15 protein-coding genes and 1 tRNA gene are annotated in these 13,907 nt (G+C 70.9%); 7 read left to right on the top strand and 9 right to left on the bottom strand.

All coding sequences use genetic code 11. From position 1 onward, the window contains the following. Positions 1 to 14: 14 nt before the first annotated feature. The 3 genes from KBX46_RS07610 to KBX46_RS07600 are packed head-to-tail and all read right to left on the bottom strand — an operon-like array spanning position 15 to position 2,761. The gene (locus tag KBX46_RS07610; protein WP_210791846.1) at positions 15 to 1,484 is read right to left on the bottom strand and encodes a PP2C family serine/threonine-protein phosphatase; all 1,470 of its coding nucleotides are present in this window, start codon (positions 1,482 to 1,484) and stop codon (positions 15 to 17) included. Beyond that, entirely contained in the window at positions 1,481 to 1,966 is a 486-nt protein-coding gene (locus KBX46_RS07605) for an FHA domain-containing protein (protein WP_088950851.1), read from the bottom strand. The genes KBX46_RS07610 and KBX46_RS07605 overlap by 4 nt, the downstream gene beginning before the upstream one ends. Positions 1,967 to 1,972: 6 nt before the next feature. After that, a complete protein-coding gene (locus KBX46_RS07600) occupies positions 1,973 to 2,761 on the bottom strand; it encodes a DUF3662 and FHA domain-containing protein (RefSeq protein WP_007454122.1) in 789 nt (262 codons plus the stop codon). A gap of 207 nt (positions 2,762 to 2,968) precedes the next feature. Between KBX46_RS07600 and KBX46_RS07595 the strand changes: the two genes are divergently transcribed. From KBX46_RS07595 to KBX46_RS07585, 3 genes are all read left to right on the top strand, one after another. Continuing rightward, positions 2,969 to 3,054: transfer RNA gene (locus tag KBX46_RS07595), tRNA-Leu, on the top strand. Positions 3,055 to 3,118: 64 nt separating this feature from the next. Further along, a complete protein-coding gene (locus KBX46_RS07590) occupies positions 3,119 to 4,234 on the top strand; it encodes an NAD-dependent epimerase/dehydratase family protein (RefSeq protein WP_210791844.1) in 1,116 nt (371 codons plus the stop codon). Beyond that, complete coding sequence (locus KBX46_RS07585) at positions 4,231 to 5,040, top strand: WecB/TagA/CpsF family glycosyltransferase (RefSeq protein WP_374223697.1); 810 nt, start codon at positions 4,231 to 4,233, stop codon at positions 5,038 to 5,040. Before KBX46_RS07590 ends, KBX46_RS07585 begins: the two co-directional genes overlap by 4 nt. A 64-nt stretch (positions 5,041 to 5,104) precedes the next feature. On the opposite strand, the gene KBX46_RS07580 is transcribed toward KBX46_RS07585, so the two are convergent. Beyond that, entirely contained in the window at positions 5,105 to 6,661 is a 1,557-nt protein-coding gene (locus KBX46_RS07580; RefSeq protein WP_210791840.1) for a S8 family serine peptidase, read from the bottom strand. Positions 6,662 to 6,878: 217 nt separating this feature from the next. Between KBX46_RS07580 and KBX46_RS07575 the strand changes: the two genes are divergently transcribed. Beyond that, entirely contained in the window at positions 6,879 to 7,478 is a 600-nt protein-coding gene (locus tag KBX46_RS07575) for a hypothetical protein (RefSeq protein ID WP_141912018.1), read from the top strand. Here KBX46_RS07575 and KBX46_RS07570 read toward each other — a convergent pair. The 3 genes from KBX46_RS07570 to KBX46_RS07560 form a co-directional block, all read right to left on the bottom strand. Next, positions 7,446 to 7,844: a hypothetical protein gene (locus KBX46_RS07570; protein ID WP_141912017.1), complete on the bottom strand. Its 399-nt coding sequence runs from the start codon at positions 7,842 to 7,844 to the stop codon at positions 7,446 to 7,448. The genes KBX46_RS07575 and KBX46_RS07570 overlap by 33 nt on opposite strands. A gap of 215 nt (positions 7,845 to 8,059) precedes the next feature. Next, positions 8,060 to 8,281, bottom strand: a complete 222-nt coding sequence (locus KBX46_RS07565) for a DUF397 domain-containing protein (protein WP_088950846.1) — start codon at positions 8,279 to 8,281, stop codon at positions 8,060 to 8,062. After that, the gene (locus KBX46_RS07560; protein ID WP_088950845.1) at positions 8,257 to 9,132 is read right to left on the bottom strand and encodes a helix-turn-helix transcriptional regulator; all 876 of its coding nucleotides are present in this window, start codon (positions 9,130 to 9,132) and stop codon (positions 8,257 to 8,259) included. The genes KBX46_RS07565 and KBX46_RS07560 overlap by 25 nt, the downstream gene beginning before the upstream one ends. 626 nt (positions 9,133 to 9,758) lie before the next feature. On the opposite strand from KBX46_RS07560, the gene KBX46_RS07555 reads away from it, so the two are divergent. Both KBX46_RS07555 and KBX46_RS07550 read left to right on the top strand, forming a co-directional pair. Further along, positions 9,759 to 10,043, top strand: a complete 285-nt coding sequence (locus KBX46_RS07555; RefSeq protein ID WP_088950844.1) for a hypothetical protein — start codon at positions 9,759 to 9,761, stop codon at positions 10,041 to 10,043. Positions 10,044 to 10,141: 98 nt separating this feature from the next. After that, positions 10,142 to 10,603, top strand: a complete 462-nt coding sequence (locus KBX46_RS07550) for a hypothetical protein (RefSeq protein WP_210791838.1) — start codon at positions 10,142 to 10,144, stop codon at positions 10,601 to 10,603. A 7-nt stretch (positions 10,604 to 10,610) separates the two neighbouring features. On the opposite strand, the gene KBX46_RS07545 is transcribed toward KBX46_RS07550, so the two are convergent. Together KBX46_RS07545 and KBX46_RS07540 are read right to left on the bottom strand one after the other, a co-directional pair. After that, positions 10,611 to 11,495 (bottom strand): PASTA domain-containing protein, encoded by an 885-nt coding sequence (locus tag KBX46_RS07545; protein WP_210791836.1) that lies wholly within the window; start codon positions 11,493 to 11,495, stop codon positions 10,611 to 10,613. Between the two features lie 166 nt (positions 11,496 to 11,661). Beyond that, the gene (locus KBX46_RS07540) at positions 11,662 to 12,357 is read right to left on the bottom strand and encodes a PASTA domain-containing protein (protein WP_099849551.1); all 696 of its coding nucleotides are present in this window, start codon (positions 12,355 to 12,357) and stop codon (positions 11,662 to 11,664) included. Positions 12,358 to 12,479: 122 nt separating this feature from the next. Between KBX46_RS07540 and KBX46_RS07535 the strand changes: the two genes are divergently transcribed. Next, complete coding sequence (locus KBX46_RS07535) at positions 12,480 to 13,859, top strand: hypothetical protein (RefSeq protein WP_210791834.1); 1,380 nt, start codon at positions 12,480 to 12,482, stop codon at positions 13,857 to 13,859. The last annotated feature ends 48 nt before the right edge of the window (positions 13,860 to 13,907 follow it).

The following is a 13,907-nucleotide window of genomic DNA, read 5'->3' as shown; positions in this document are numbered from 1 at the left end:
ATCTCAGCCGACGCTCACTCAGGAGACCGGCAACCGGCCGGGTCGAGCGCCGGTGTGGCCGAATCGGAGGGCGTGACGTCGGGTGTGGTGGTCGGGCCGGTCGCACCGACGGCGTCGGTGGCACCGACGGTCGGGCTTGCGCTGACAACCCCGTTGGGGGTCACCGACGCATCGGCGCTCGGGCTGCCGTTCGGGGTCGGCGTCGTGCCGGTCGGCGGGGGCGTCGGAGTGCCGCCCACCGTGCCGGTCGGGTCGAGGGGACAGAGCGGCTTCAGGTTGGGGTTGCTCGGGGTGTCGCTGGTCAGCTCGGCGAGCTGACGCTCGGCGTCCGGCTCGTTCTTGGCCCGGATGCCGACCTTGACGGTGTCCTGCGCGGCGACCGTGAGGTCGTCCAGTCGGGTGCCGCTGCGCCGGTGCACGGCGGAGAGGTCCATCCCCGCGATCTGACCCTGGACGCCACGGAAGACGGCGACCTGGCCCTCGTCGGTGGCTCCCACGTAGTACTGCCGCTGGGTGTACGTCCAGCCGCCGAAGGCTGCTCCGCCCACGATGATCAGCAGGGCCAGGGCCATGGCTGCGGTCCGCACCGGGCGGCGCTTCGGCCGGTCCGATTCGTCGTCCGATGCTGCCGGCTCCTCCGGCGCGGGCGGGCGCGGCGCGGAGAGCGCCGATGCCCGTGCGGCCGGGGTCGAGTCGTCCGCTGAGGTCGCCATGCCCCGGTCGCGGGCGGCGGCGCCGCCGACGATGGGGGTCGCCTCGACGATGTCCTGATCCGTCGCGTCGGCGATGATCACCGTGATGTTGTCCGGACCGCCGCCGCGCAGCGCGAGCTGCACCAGTCGCTCGACGCACTTCTGCGGGTCGACGTATTCCCGCAGGGTCTCGCCGATGGTTTCGGCGCTGACCACACCCGAGAGGCCGTCGGAGCAGATCAGGTACCGGTCGCCGGGCAGAACCTGGCGCACCGAATATTCCGGGTCGATGTCCCGGCCGTCCAGCGCTCGGGTGAGCAGCGACCGCTGCGGGTGGCTGCTCGCCTCCTCGGCGCTGATCCGGCCTTCGTCGACGAGCATCTGGACGTAGGTGTCGTCCTTGGTGATCTGCGCGAACTCGCCGTTACGCAGCAGGTAGGCCCGCGAGTCACCGATGTGGACCATTCCCAGCTTGCTGCCGGTGAAGAGGGTCGCCGTCAGTGTGGTGCCCATCCCCTCCAACTGCGGGTTGGCGTCCACCGTGTCGCGGAGTTGTTGGTTGGCGGTGCCGACGGCCGAACGCAACGCATCGACGAGGGCGTCCCCAGGGACGTCCTCGTCGAGCGGCGCCATGGCACCGATGACGATGTTGCTGGCGACGTCACCGGCGGCCATACCGCCCATGCCGTCGGCAACGGCGAGTAGCCGCGGCCCGGCGTAGACGGAGTCTTGATTGCCGTCTCGGATCAGACCGCGGTCGCTGTGGGCCGCATAGCGCAGGGTCAGAGTCATGGCCGTAATTCGAGGGAAGTGCGGCCGATCCGGATCGGCACGCCGAGGGGGACGGGGGTTGGTCCGGTGACCTTAGCGCGATCGAGGTACGTGCCGTTAGTCGAGCCAAGGTCCTCGACGTACCACTGCCCGTCACGTGGCACGAGCCGGGCGTGTCGCGCGGAGGCGTAGTCGTCGGTGATGACCAGGGTGGAGTCCTCGGCCCGACCAATGGTGATCTGCGCTTCACCCAGAGTGATCCTGGTGCCGGCCAGTTGCCCGGCCGTCACCACCATCTGGTGCGCCGCCCTGCCCCGTTTCACCTTCGCCGGCTTCGCCCCCTGCCCGGTCGAGGCTCCCACCGCGCGTGGTGCGGCGACCAGACGACCGGACCGGGCGCCCGCGAAGAGATCCCGCCGGATCACGCCGACCACCGTGAACACGAAGATCCACAGCAGGATCAGGAACCCGAACCGGGCAACCGTGATGACCAGTTCCGGCAAGGCGGGTCAGCCGTCCACGCGGAAGGTCAGCGTCGTGGTGCCGAGCTGGACCATGTCACCGGGGTTCAGAGCGACGGCGGAGACCCGCTGCCCGTTGACCATGGTGCCGTTGGTCGACCCCAGATCGGTCAGCACGACCTGGCCGCCGTCGAAATCCAGCCGGGCGTGTCGCCGGGAGATGCCGACGTCGGGCAGGCGCAGGTTGGCCTGGTCGCCGCGACCGATCACCGTCGACCCCATCTGGAGGGGGTAGGTGCGACCGTCGCCGGAGACCAGCCGCACGTTGCGACCGCCACCGTGCCCAGGCGGGGGGCCGTAGCCACCGCCCTGGTCGTACGCGGGGTAGGCGGGCGGGCCGGCGTCGTAGCCGGGTGCCGACACCGGGGCGACCTCGCCGCCGGTGTAGACCTCGGCCGTGACACGGAACATGCCCGTGTCCAGGCCCTCGCCTCGCTCGATCTCGACGATCACGTCGCCGTAGACAGTCCAGGCCTGCTCGCCGATGAACTCCGCCTGCGACTGGGCCAGCTCCTGGGCCAGCGCAGCGGCGTACGGCGCCAGCCGACTGTGGTCGAACGGCGAGAGATCGATCACGTAGCGGTTGGGCACCAACGTGCGCCCACCGGCCAGGATCGCCTTGTGCGCCTCGGCCTCCCGCTGCATGGCGTTGAGGATCTCCACGGGGTGGACCACCCCTTTGAAGACCTTGGCAAAGGCCCCTTCGACCAGGCCTTCCAGACGCTTCTCGAAGCGTTGCAGCACGCTCACCGGCTCCTCCTCGGGTCCCGAGGACATGATGGTATCCGGCCGGCGCGCGCGCAGCTCACACGCCGCTCGGCCGGCTGCTCTCGACCCGTTCGGAAGGGCCGGGACTGTCGTGCTAATCTTTCGTCCGCCACGAACGGTAACCGCTCGTGGCGAGCGCCAGGGACAGCGTAGTATTCCCGAGGCCCACTGGAGACAGGGGGACCGGGGCGGCTACAGTGTTCCGGGTCGTGCCACGGGGATGTGGCGGAATGGCAGACGCGCACGGTTCAGGTCCGTGTGCCCGAAAGGGCGTGGGGGTTCAACTCCCCCCATCCCCACCACCGACGAGGGCTCCGCTTGATGCGGGGCCCTTCCGTCATATCGGGGCGTGCCGGGCGTCACGCTATGCTGCGTTGGATTCTGCCTCCGATGGACCAGGAGTGGCGTGTGAGTGTCGCGTTGGTGACAGGCTCGGGTGGCCTGATCGGCTCCGAGGCGGTCCGGCACTTCGCCGGCCTCGGCCTGGACGTCGTCGGCATCGACAACGACATGCGCCGGTATTTCTTCGGCGAGGACGGCTCCACCTCGTGGAGCCTGGAGCGGCTCGGCCGGGACCTGGGCAACTCGTACACCCATTACGCGGTGGACATCCGGGACCGGGACGGCTTGGAGCAGGTCTTCAAGAAATACGGCTCGGACATCGCCGTGGTGATCCACAGCGCCGCGCAGCCGAGCCACGACTGGGCCGCCAAGGAGCCGTACACGGACTTCGACGTGAACGCCGGCGGCACGCTCAACATCCTGGAGAACACCCGCCAGCACGCGATCGATGCGCCGTTCATCCACTGCTCGACCAACAAGGTCTATGGCGACCGGCCCAACAGCCTGCCGCTGGTCGAGCTGGAGACACGGTACGAGCTGCCCGAGGACCACCGCTGGCACCAGGGCATCACCGAAGAGATGTCGATCGACCACTCGCTGCACTCGGTCTTCGGCGCCTCCAAGGTCGCCGCGGACGTGATGGTCCAGGAGTACGGGCGCTACTTCGACATGAAGACCGCCTGCTTCCGGGGCGGCACGCTGACCGGCCCTGCCCACTCCGCGGCCGAGCTGCACGGGTTCCTGGCCTACCTGATGCGCTGCGTCATGGAGGGCCGCACATACAACCTGTACGGCTACAAGGGCAAGATGGTCCGCGACGCGATCCACTCGCATGACGTGCTGACCGCGTTCGAGGCATTCTTCCGGGCTCCGCGCTCCGCCGAGGTCTACAACCTCGGCGGCGGCCGGCACTCCAACACCTCCCACATCGAGGCGTTCCGGATCGCCGAGGAGATCACCGGCCGCGAGGCACGGATCAACTACGTCGAGCAGAACCGCACCGGCGACCACCAGTGGTACGTCAGCAGCATGGCCCGGTTCGAGGAGCAGTACCCGGACTGGAAGATCACATACGACGTGCCGATGATCCTGCGCGAGATCTACGAGGCCAACGTCGGCAAATGGGTGCCCCAGTCATGACCACACCACGGACCAAGCGCAACGTCCTCGGTGTCCTGGTCGACGCCACCGACTACGCCACGGCGACCGATGCGGTGGTGACCGCGGCGCACGAGCGGCGCCCGCTCGCGCTGACCGCGCTGGCCGTGCACGGCGTGATGACCGGAGTGCTGGACCCGGCGCACAACGCGCGGCTCAACTCCTTCGACGTGGTCACTCCGGACGGGCAGCCGGTGCGCTGGGCGCTCAACCTGCTGCACCACGCCGGGCTCACCGACCGGGTCTACGGGCCGACGCTGACACTGCACGTGCTGTCGCGCTTCGCCGACGAGGGCCTTCCGGTCTACCTGTACGGCTCGACCGAGGAGACCCTCGCCAGGTTGATCCCGGCCCTGGAGCGGATGTTCCCGGCGCTGAAGATCGCCGGGGTGGAGCCGTCGAAGTTCCGTGCCGCCCAGCCCGGTGAGGATGCCGAGATCGCCGACCGGATCCGTTCCAGCGGTGCCCGGCTGGTCCTGGTGGGGCTCGGCTGCCCGCGCCAGGAGGTCTTCGCGTACGCCATGCGACCGCTGCTCGACATGCCGCTGATGGCGGTCGGCGCGGCCTTCGACTACCACGCCGGGCTGCTCCGCCAGCCCCCGTCATGGATGCAGCGCGCCGGCCTGGAGTGGTTCTGGCGTCTGGGTCTGGAGCCGAAGAGGCTCTGGCGCCGCTACGTCATCCTCAACCCGGCCTACCTGAGCCGGCTCGCCGCCCAGAAGACCGGCCTGTGGAAGGCCCGCCCGCCGGTGCCGGCCACCGAAATGCCGGCCACCTTCTCGGTCTGACCCGATCCCGTACGGCACGAGGCCCCACCGGTCTTCCGGTGGGGCCTCGGCCGTGGGAGACCGGTCAGACGGTCAGGGTCCAGGTGTTGATGTAGCCGGTGTCGGCCGAGTAGGTGTCCCGCACCTGGAGCCGCCAGATGCCGTCGGCGGCCTCACCGGACACGTTGACCGTGTACGTGGCGTTCACGTTGTCGGCGCTGTCCGAGGTGCTGCTGTTCTTCAACCGGTACGCGCTGCCGTCCGGCGCGAGCAGGTCGATGACCAGGTCACCGCGGTAGGTGTGCACGATGTTCACCGCGACGGTGGAGGTCGACGAGGCGTTGCGTCCACAGCCGGAGATGGTGATCGAGCTGGTGACCGCGGCCCCGGCGTCCGGGATCGACACGTCGGAGCCGTTGGTGCCGGTGCAGCCGGTGGGCGGCGGCGGGGTGGTGCCGGTGCCCACGTTGAGCAACAGGTTCGGCGAACCCGAGCCGGGGTTGGAGACCACGTTGGGGGTCGCGTTGGCCACCAGTTGGTTGCGGACCTGCGCCGGGGTCCAGCCCGGGTTGGCGCTGGCCACCAGGGCCGCCGCTCCGACCACGTGGGGGGTGGCCATCGAGGTGCCGCTGATCGTGTTGGTGGCGGTGTTGCTCGTGTACCAGGCCGAGGTGATCGACGAGCCGGGCGCGAAGATGTCCAGGCAGGTGCCGATGTTGGAGAACGACGACCGGGCGTCCGTGTTGGTCGTCGAGCCGACCGTGATGGCTTCCGTGGTGCGCGCCGGCGAGGTGTTGCAGGCGTTCGCGCCGCTGTCGTTGCCGGCCGCCAGGCCGTACGTCACACCCGAGGCGATGGAGTTGCGGACGGCGTTGTCCAGTGAGGTGTTCGCGCCGCCGCCGAGGCTCATGTTGGCCACAGCCGGCTTGATCGCGTTCGCGGTGACCCAGTCGACACCGCCGATCACGCCGGCGTTGGTGCCGCTGCCGGAGCAGTTCAGCACCCGTACGCCGACGAGCTGGACGGCCTTGGCCACCCCGTACGAGGAACCGCCGACGGTGCCGGCGACGTGCGTGCCGTGCCCGTTGCAGTCGTCGGCCGAGCCGCCGTCCACCGCGTCGTAGCCGGAGGTCGCCCGGCCACCGAAGTCGTTGTGGGAGAACTTGATGCCGGTGTCGATGATGTAGGCGTGCACGTTGCTCGCCGTGTTCGGGTAGGTGTAGGAGCTGTCCAGCGGCAGGTTGCGCTGATCGATCCGGTCCAGGCCCCAGGAGGGCGGGTTGGCCTGCGTTCCGGAGATCGACACGGTGTGGTTCTGCTCGACGTACGCCACCGCCGGGTCGGCCGCGATCCGCGCCGCCGCGCTCGCGCTGACCTTGACCTCGAAGCCGCGCAGCGCCGCGCCGTAGGTGCGGGCCACCGTGCCACCGTGGCGGCCGGAGAGCCGCTTCGCGGTGTCACCGACCCGGTCCCGGGCCACCGCGCTGTCCTTGAGTACGACGATGTAGCTGTCCGGCACGGCGGTGGCGCCGCCCGCGGCCCGGACCGCTCCGGTGGGCTCGGCTGCCAGCGCTGGGGCGCCGACGGCCAGCATGGTCGCTGCGGCCACCCCGACCAGCACGGACCTTCGTGGAAGACCCATTTCCTACCTCCCTCCGACCGGCGGCGGAACGCGACCGCCGGTCCCCTGAATCAATCGACCATTGCCGATCCAGCTGAGGGTAGATCAGGGCCCAGGCAGTTGGACATGTCGAAACGTCCATAACTTCGGGAGGATGCCCCCTACGGGCACGACGTCCGGGACGAACGGGGGACCGGCCCGGATTCGCCTCGCGTCGATCCGGGAAAGACTCTCGAACATGGAGAGTCAGCTCACCATCCTGCTTCCGGTCGCCGCCCTCTGGTTGGCCGCCGGCGTCGTTGCCGACGGCCTCCCTCGGCTGCACAACACCCGCGTGCTGCGCCGGCGTACCGGATGGTTGCTGGTGTTGACCCTCACCGGGGTGGCGCTCACCGCGGCCGTGCTCGGCGGCGGTCTGCTCAGCGCCGGCACCACGCCGGTCGACCGGGCCGCCGCCGGGCTCGGCCTGGCGGCCGGGCCGGCGCTCGTGGCCGCGGTCTGCTCGGTACGCCGGGTCCGCCGGCTGTGGGCCGGCGCGGGCGCCTTCGCCAGCGCGCCCGCGACACCTGCGCCGCACGGGCTGCGCGCCGCCGCGGCCCACCCGCTGCTCGGGCTGCCACTGCAGGTGACCGCCCTGGCCACGGTGCCTGCGGTGATCGCGGCGAACGGCACCGACCTCGGCGCCGATCCGAGTGTCACCGGGCCGGCGATCACCGTGGGCGCGCTCGCGGTGGCCGCCATCGCGGTCCGACACGCGCTACGCCACAGCCGTCTCGCCGAGCGGGCCCAGCCCGACGTGCCACGGTCAACGCGGGCGACCAACCCCCTGCACGTATAGCAGCTCCAGGATTGCCCTGGTCGCTTCGAACCAACGGTCCAGCCACTCCTGCGGCGGCGCACTGCCCTTCGGCGGCAACTCCATCAGGAGGCCACGCAGCAACGGATGGTCGGCAAGGGACTCGGTGGACTCCATCGGCCAGCCAGTCGGCGGAAACGACGGCTCGATCAGCGGATTCGGGTCCAGCGAGGGCAGCGAGAGCGGCGGGTCCGTCGACTCGGAGGACCCCTCCCGCCCGCTCAACTCCTGGTCCGTCGAAACCACCTCGGTCAGAACGGTGTCCCGACGGGCGCCGCGGTACTTGCCACCGAATCGTTCCGGCTTGGCCGGACCGTTGGTGAGATTTTCTGAACCGATCGTCGTCATCCGTCTCGCCTACTCGCTCGGTTGCGGGTCGGTGCGGCAGACCGTTGGCCATCGCCGTACCGACCGGTTCAACGAGACGGGCGCGTTGTGGCGACGGGATCGCCCACGGAACCTCACCCACCACCGTCACGAACCGGCCTCCCACCAGGGCTTTTCCCCGGCCGTGGCAAAGTCCCCGTCCGGAGGACCGGACGGGGACTTTGTTGACCACTTGGTCAGGCCACGCCGAACGCACCGCCTCGCGTGCCGGCGACGAAGGCGTGCCAGTCACCCGGCGCGAAGACCAGGGCTGGGCCCGCCTTGTCCTTCGAGTCCCGCACTCCGACCGCCCCCGTCACGTATGCCACCTCCACGCAGTTGTCACAGTTCGGCCCGCTCTTCGAGCTCTTGAACCATGCTGCCTGCGCCAGGTTCACGGGGAACCCCTTGGTCGCCATTTCCACAACGGCTCCTCTGCCAGTTTTGCGATGTGTGCGACGGACTCCTCCGGACGTATGGCCGCAGCGCGGATGTGATCGAAGATGAAGCTGTACTTCTGTAGTTCGTCGCTCTTCTCGAGGAAAAGCCCACCCGTGGCGTTCTCCGCGTACACAACATCCGGATCACCGGGCTCAGGGAAGCTGAGGATCGTGAAAGTGCCGTCCATGCCGGCATGCGCACCAACCTCGAACGGCAGGATCTGCAGCGTCACGTTCGGCAACTCGGCCACCTCGACCAACCGCTTGAGCTGGCCGCGCATCACCTCGTCCCCGCCCACCGGCCGACTTACCACCGCCTCATCGAGCACCACCCACAGATCGACCGGATCGTCCTGGGTCAATAACGACTGACGGCCCAGACGGACACGCACTCTCTGGTGCACCTGGTCGGGGGTGAAGTCCGGCCGAGCGGCGCGGATCATGGCGCTGGCGTACTCCTCGGTCTCCAGCAGACCCGGCACGACCTGCTGCTCGTATGCCCGGATCGAACTCGCCGCCGCCTCCAGCCCGACGTACGCGCCGACGAGCACCGTGCTGTAGGGGTGCCACCAGCCCTTCTGGCGCGCCTCCCGGGCGATCTGCACGAGCTCGTCGCTCTCGGCGCCGACCACGCCGTAGATCCGCAGCATGTCCCGCACGTCGCGAGGGGTGGCTGTGGTGTGGCCGGTCTCGATCCGGGAGACCTTCGAGGCGGAGCACTCCAACTGCTCGGCGACCACCTCGATGGTGATTCCGGCGGACTCCCGCTGGCGGCGTAGCTCGGCACCGAGCCGTCGCCGTCTGATGGTGGGACTGCGCCTCTCACTCATGGCGCAACCCGTGCGCCACTGGTCCCCGCCGCTGGCTGCTCGACCCCACTCGGGCTACCTCCGGTCACGCGCCACTGGGTGACACCCGCCGGGGGCGCGACCGTCGACCGGCGAGCGTTCGCGACGAAGGGGGTGGTGCCGGTCCTCGGCCGGCCGCGACGGGCGATACCGGCCCTCAGTGTGCCGTCCGGACGCGGATGGCTTCAATAGGCCTTTCGCGCGACACGCTCACGTATCGGCAAAAGTCGACGTGCAACTTGCATGAAGCACGTCCCTGATGCAGTCTGTCCGTATGGCACGGATCACTCAGCGTCTCCGTCCGGTCCCTCGGAGTGGTTACCCCACCGAGCCGGGGAAGCCGGACACGACGCGGACCCGGCCGACGATACCCAGACCTGCTCCGGGGTGATGACCCCGCCGCTGCAAGCCGGCAAGCTGCGGCGGCGGGCGCGGTTCCCGGAAGCAGTCGGGTGGTGGTCGGGTGGCGGCACGTCACCAGCGGAGTACGGCCCGACCACCACCATCCGCACCACCGGTTCACGAGGCACGACCCCGTCGCCGGCCGAGACGTCCCCCGTTCAGGCACCGCCGGCACCACGGCCGGCCGATCCTCCCCAGGAGCCCATGTGCTTCCCCGCACCGGTGACGTACTGCACGTGACTCGCGCGGCGAGTGTCCAGTTCCTCAGGCCTATCAAGTTCCGGGTGATCCGGGTGCTCGACTGGCCCACCTATGACGGCTGGCTCTGGCTCGACGGCTACGAGTTGAACGCCGCGGGCGACGCGGTCAACCGACGCTCGATCTTCGTCCAGCGGGCCGGGCTGGAGCAGCTGCAGGCCGCCCCTGAGCCCCGTCCGCACACCGTGCGGGCCCGGCGGCCGGTCGCCCGTACCCCACTCCGGGTGGGCTGACCGACCCGATCCGCCGCCGGTGGGCGTGCCGTCGCCATAGAATCGGTACGCCCACCCCGGCACCGTTCCACCCGTACGTCCAGGACCCTGACCCTGGGATGGTCATGGTCAATCAGCCCGCCCTGCGGCGGCACCACCGCTCCCGTATCGCCTACGCATTCGGACTACTCGCCCTCCTCGGGGCGATGGCCACACTGCTGGTCCTCGTCCGCGACCCAGCGATGTCGTCCACCCGGCTGACCGCGCCGGTGCCCGCACCGGAGATCACCGTGGTCGACGTCGACCCTCCGTACGACACAGATCCATCGGTGCGCGACGACCCCGGCTGGATCGGCGCCGACGCTCGGAGCAGTCACGCCGGAGTTGCCGACCCGACCACCCCGGCGGCCGGCCACGGTGCCGGCGGCCAGTCCGACGGGCGTCAGGAACTCACCGAAGCAGCCCCGGCCGGACACACCGCGACGGACGTCCGCCGCTCCCTGTTCTGGTCCGGAATCTTCGGCCTCACCATCTCGCTGGCCGGCCTCGGCCTGGTCGGCACCCGCCGTCGGATGTGGTGACCACCGGTCACGGCGTGTTCGTCACCGTGGGGCGCGCCGTGGTCGGGCTCGCCCCGGTCGAGGGTCGGGCCTGGGAGATCACCAACAACACCTCGTCGTCGGTCGACACCGACGTGCCCGCCTCCGGCTCGGTGCCCACCACGGTCCCCGGCGGCAGTTCCGACGGCCGGTACACCACCCGGTGGGCCAGGCCGAGCCGGTCCAGCAACCCCTCGGCGGTGGCCTGCGGCAGGCCGGTGAGTGGCGGCACCGGCACCTCCTCCGGTGCCTCGGTGGTCGCCGAACTGCTCGGCGTCTCGCTGGTCGGCGCCGCCGAGGTCGGGGACGCGCTGGTCGGCGCGGCGCTGGTCGCGCTGGCGGACGGGAGCGACGGGGTGGACCCCGGGTCGTCCCGATCGTTCTCCCGGCTGGAGAGCACCAGCCAGAGGGCGCCCCCGAGCAGGGCGACGAGCAGCAACGCGAGCACACCCCAGAGGATCGGCAGCCACCATCGCCGGCCGCCCTGTTCCTCCACGTACCACTCCCCGGCGGGTTCCGCCGACCGGGGCGGCCGCACCTCGGCCCGTCCAGACCATGACGGCGGGGTCGGCGGCGGGCTCGGCGGCTCGGCGGGGATCCGCCTCGTCTGGTCGCTCGGGGCGCCCGACGGCATACCGGCGGAACGGTCGATCGGCATGGTCTGGTCCGGCGACAGGGCGGGACCAGCCGGCTCGGTGCGGTCGATCGGCGTGGTCTCATCCGGAGCCGCAGGCCGAGTGACCGGTGCGGTCTCATCCGGCGCGGGGGCAGGTCGAGCCGGTTGCGGTGGTTCCGGCCGGTCGGCCGGTGGCAGAGGGCGGGTCCGGTCGTCGTCGTGCTCGCCGGCGGGAGGCTCCTGGCGGTCGTCGCTCATCGCTCGTCCCTTCCCGGACCGGACGGGCGTCATGGCCCTCGGACCGTCAACCTAGCCGGCCGTAGCGCCCTCGGTGGGGATCAGCGTGTCGAGTCGCGCCGGTCGCGGCCTACCGATCCGCGGCGGGGCCGCGCAAGCCGCCGCCGAGAATCAGCTCCCACCGAGGTCAGGGCGTGGGTTTCGTGGTCGGCTGTTCGGGGGCGTCCGCCCCACACCAGATGCTGACCTCGTCGTTCCAGCGGGCAGGGCCATCCTCGGCCGGCTCCTGCCGGGTGACCTTTCCGCTGCGTCCACTGACGTAACGCGGATAGAGGCCCTCGTCGATCAACTCGTTGACGGCCTTGTCGCAGTTGTCCCCGATCACGTCCGGCACCTCGGCCGCTGGCGCCGGCCCGGACACCTGAAGTTGCACGGTCGTGCCCCGGGTGACCGCGGTGCCCACGGCGGGTGAGGTGCTCTCGACCGTACGGCCGGTGCCGCCTCCGAAGACCAACCGCCAGCCCAGCCGCTGCTTGCGCAACGCGTCCCGAGCCTGCACGAAGTCGGTGCCGATCACCGGTGGCACGGTCAGACCCGCACCCTTGGTCGCGGTGGCGGAGGTCCGGACGGTCGACGGTGTGGCCCGGCCGGTGCTCGGCCGTGAAGCGGTGGCCCGGCTCGTCGGCGAACCGGTCGTCGCGACCGCCAACGGATCCCCCGAGGATGCGCCGTCCTCGCCGGCCAGCAGCCAACCGCCCGTCGCGCCGACCGCGGCGAGCAGCACAGCGGCCAGCCCACCGCCCAGCAGCACGCTGGCCCGGCCGGCGCCGCCGCCGTCCTGACCACCGACGGCATCCTGTCGGCCCGTGTTCGTGTCCGTCATACCGCCCACCGCCTCATCACCGGCGACCGTACCGCCCGTCGCCCAACCTGTTGCGCCGGGCCGTTCATACCGGCGGGTCGTGCGACTCGCCGCGCCGACGACGGGACGTTACGCTGCCCGGCATGGCCAGACAGGGCTGGGGAGTGTCGATCGCCACGGCGATCGGGGTCGCTGCCGGCGCGGGCGCCGCCCAACTGGGCTTCGGCTACGGGTTGGGCGTCATCACCTGGACGCCCACCGATGCCGGAGCCACCGACACCGCCTGGGCGGATGGCCTCGCCTGGGCGACCTGGCTCGCTGCCAGCTCAACGGTCCTCGGCGCGGTCTGCGCGCAGCGACTGCACCAACGCACCACACCGACAACGGCCGAGCCGCAGGTGACCGAGCCCGCCACCGTGCTGGATCAGGCGTCCCAGAGTGGCGGAGTTCCACCTGCCACCGGTGCCGCCGACCCCCAGGCGAGCAAGGTGGCCGCGCCCGACGACCGTGGCGGTCTGCTGCGCCGGGTCGCCCTCGCGCTCGGCGCCGGGATCGGCGGCCTGGTGACGGTGCTGCTGATCGCTGTGCCCGCGCGGGTCGCGACCGGCGCGGACACCGGCGCACCGCAACGGACCGCCGCCGTCCAGGCGACGCTCGGGATCCTGCTGGGCGTACTCGTCGCGATCTGGGCGCTCCGCTCCCGGGCAGCCGCGGTCAACGTGACCGCGACGGCCGCCTGGCTCTGGCTGCTCGCGGTGGTCTCGGTCATTGACGGGGTACGCGTCGGGCGAGGGCTGACCGGTGCTCAACTGGGCACCTGGCAGCTCGACCCGGACCACTCGCGGTACTGGATCGGTGACCAGCTCTACTGGCCCGGCGCGCTGCTGGCACTCGTACCCGCGCTGCTGATCGGTCTGCTGGCCGCCCGGCGGGCCGCCCGCCCGGCCGGGCACCGCGTCGGCGCGGCAGCCTCCGGCGCTGCCGGTCCGGTGCTCGTCGCGCTCGCCTACCTGACCACACTGCCGCACTGGTCGACGCTGGGCCCCGCACAGTTGTCCACCCAACTGATCGCCCCGTACGCGGTGATCGCCGGGGTCGGCGGCTCGGTGCTGGCCGCCGTCCTCGCCGAGCGGGCCGACCGGCACCGGGCGGCGCACCGCGGCGCGACCTCGCCGGGTACGACCAGCGGCCCGACCTCGACCGTTGAGCCCGAACTGACCCCGGCTACCGACGGCGGGCCGACTCCGACCGCCCGGGTCACGCCCACTGCGGTCGCCGAAGCCGATCCCGCGCCACCGGCCCCCGACTCGTCGACCCGCACCACAGGTCGGCGCAGCAGGGCCGACACCGCACCGCAGGCAACTGAGGCGGCCTCCCCGCCGAACGAGGGTCCGACACCCAGGGTGCCCGCACCACGCGTGAACCCGGACGTCCCGGTTGTCGCCCCATCCACCGAGGATCCGACGTCAAGCGCCCGGCGCACCCGCTCAACCCGCCGCGCCACCCGCCCCACGACGGACTGAGGACTGCCCTGCTCTGTTGACCATGAAATTGTTGCCATCCCACGCGGC

Source organism: Micromonospora sp. C81, assembly GCF_018070425.1.
Taxonomy (GTDB): domain Bacteria; phylum Actinomycetota; class Actinomycetes; order Mycobacteriales; family Micromonosporaceae; genus Micromonospora; species Micromonospora zamorensis.
Note: the sequence above shows the minus strand (reverse complement) of the source record. Positions and strands in the feature narration are given on the sequence as shown.

What these genes read in the sequence shown, in the direction of transcription:
- KBX46_RS07610 (WP_210791846.1), bottom strand. Translation starts at nt 1,484, where the DNA reads ATGACTCTGACCCTGCGCTATGCGGCCCACAGCGACCGCGGTCTGATC.
- KBX46_RS07600 (WP_007454122.1), bottom strand. Translation starts at nt 2,761, where the DNA reads ATGTCCTCGGGACCCGAGGAGGAGCCGGTGAGCGTGCTGCAACGCTTC.
- KBX46_RS07590 (WP_210791844.1), top strand. Translation starts at nt 3,119, where the DNA reads ATGCTGCGTTGGATTCTGCCTCCGATGGACCAGGAGTGGCGTGTGAGT.
- KBX46_RS07585 (WP_374223697.1), top strand. Translation starts at nt 4,231, where the DNA reads ATGACCACACCACGGACCAAGCGCAACGTCCTCGGTGTCCTGGTCGAC.
- KBX46_RS07580 (WP_210791840.1), bottom strand. Translation starts at nt 6,661, where the DNA reads ATGGGTCTTCCACGAAGGTCCGTGCTGGTCGGGGTGGCCGCAGCGACC.
- KBX46_RS07575 (WP_141912018.1), top strand. Translation starts at nt 6,879, where the DNA reads ATGGAGAGTCAGCTCACCATCCTGCTTCCGGTCGCCGCCCTCTGGTTG.
- KBX46_RS07570 (WP_141912017.1), bottom strand. Translation starts at nt 7,844, where the DNA reads ATGACGACGATCGGTTCAGAAAATCTCACCAACGGTCCGGCCAAGCCG.
- KBX46_RS07565 (WP_088950846.1), bottom strand. Translation starts at nt 8,281, where the DNA reads ATGGCGACCAAGGGGTTCCCCGTGAACCTGGCGCAGGCAGCATGGTTC.
- KBX46_RS07560 (WP_088950845.1), bottom strand. Translation starts at nt 9,132, where the DNA reads ATGAGTGAGAGGCGCAGTCCCACCATCAGACGGCGACGGCTCGGTGCC.
- KBX46_RS07550 (WP_210791838.1), top strand. Translation starts at nt 10,142, where the DNA reads ATGGTCATGGTCAATCAGCCCGCCCTGCGGCGGCACCACCGCTCCCGT.
- KBX46_RS07545 (WP_210791836.1), bottom strand. Translation starts at nt 11,495, where the DNA reads ATGAGCGACGACCGCCAGGAGCCTCCCGCCGGCGAGCACGACGACGAC.
- KBX46_RS07540 (WP_099849551.1), bottom strand. Translation starts at nt 12,357, where the DNA reads ATGACGGACACGAACACGGGCCGACAGGATGCCGTCGGTGGTCAGGAC.
- KBX46_RS07535 (WP_210791834.1), top strand. Translation starts at nt 12,480, where the DNA reads ATGGCCAGACAGGGCTGGGGAGTGTCGATCGCCACGGCGATCGGGGTC.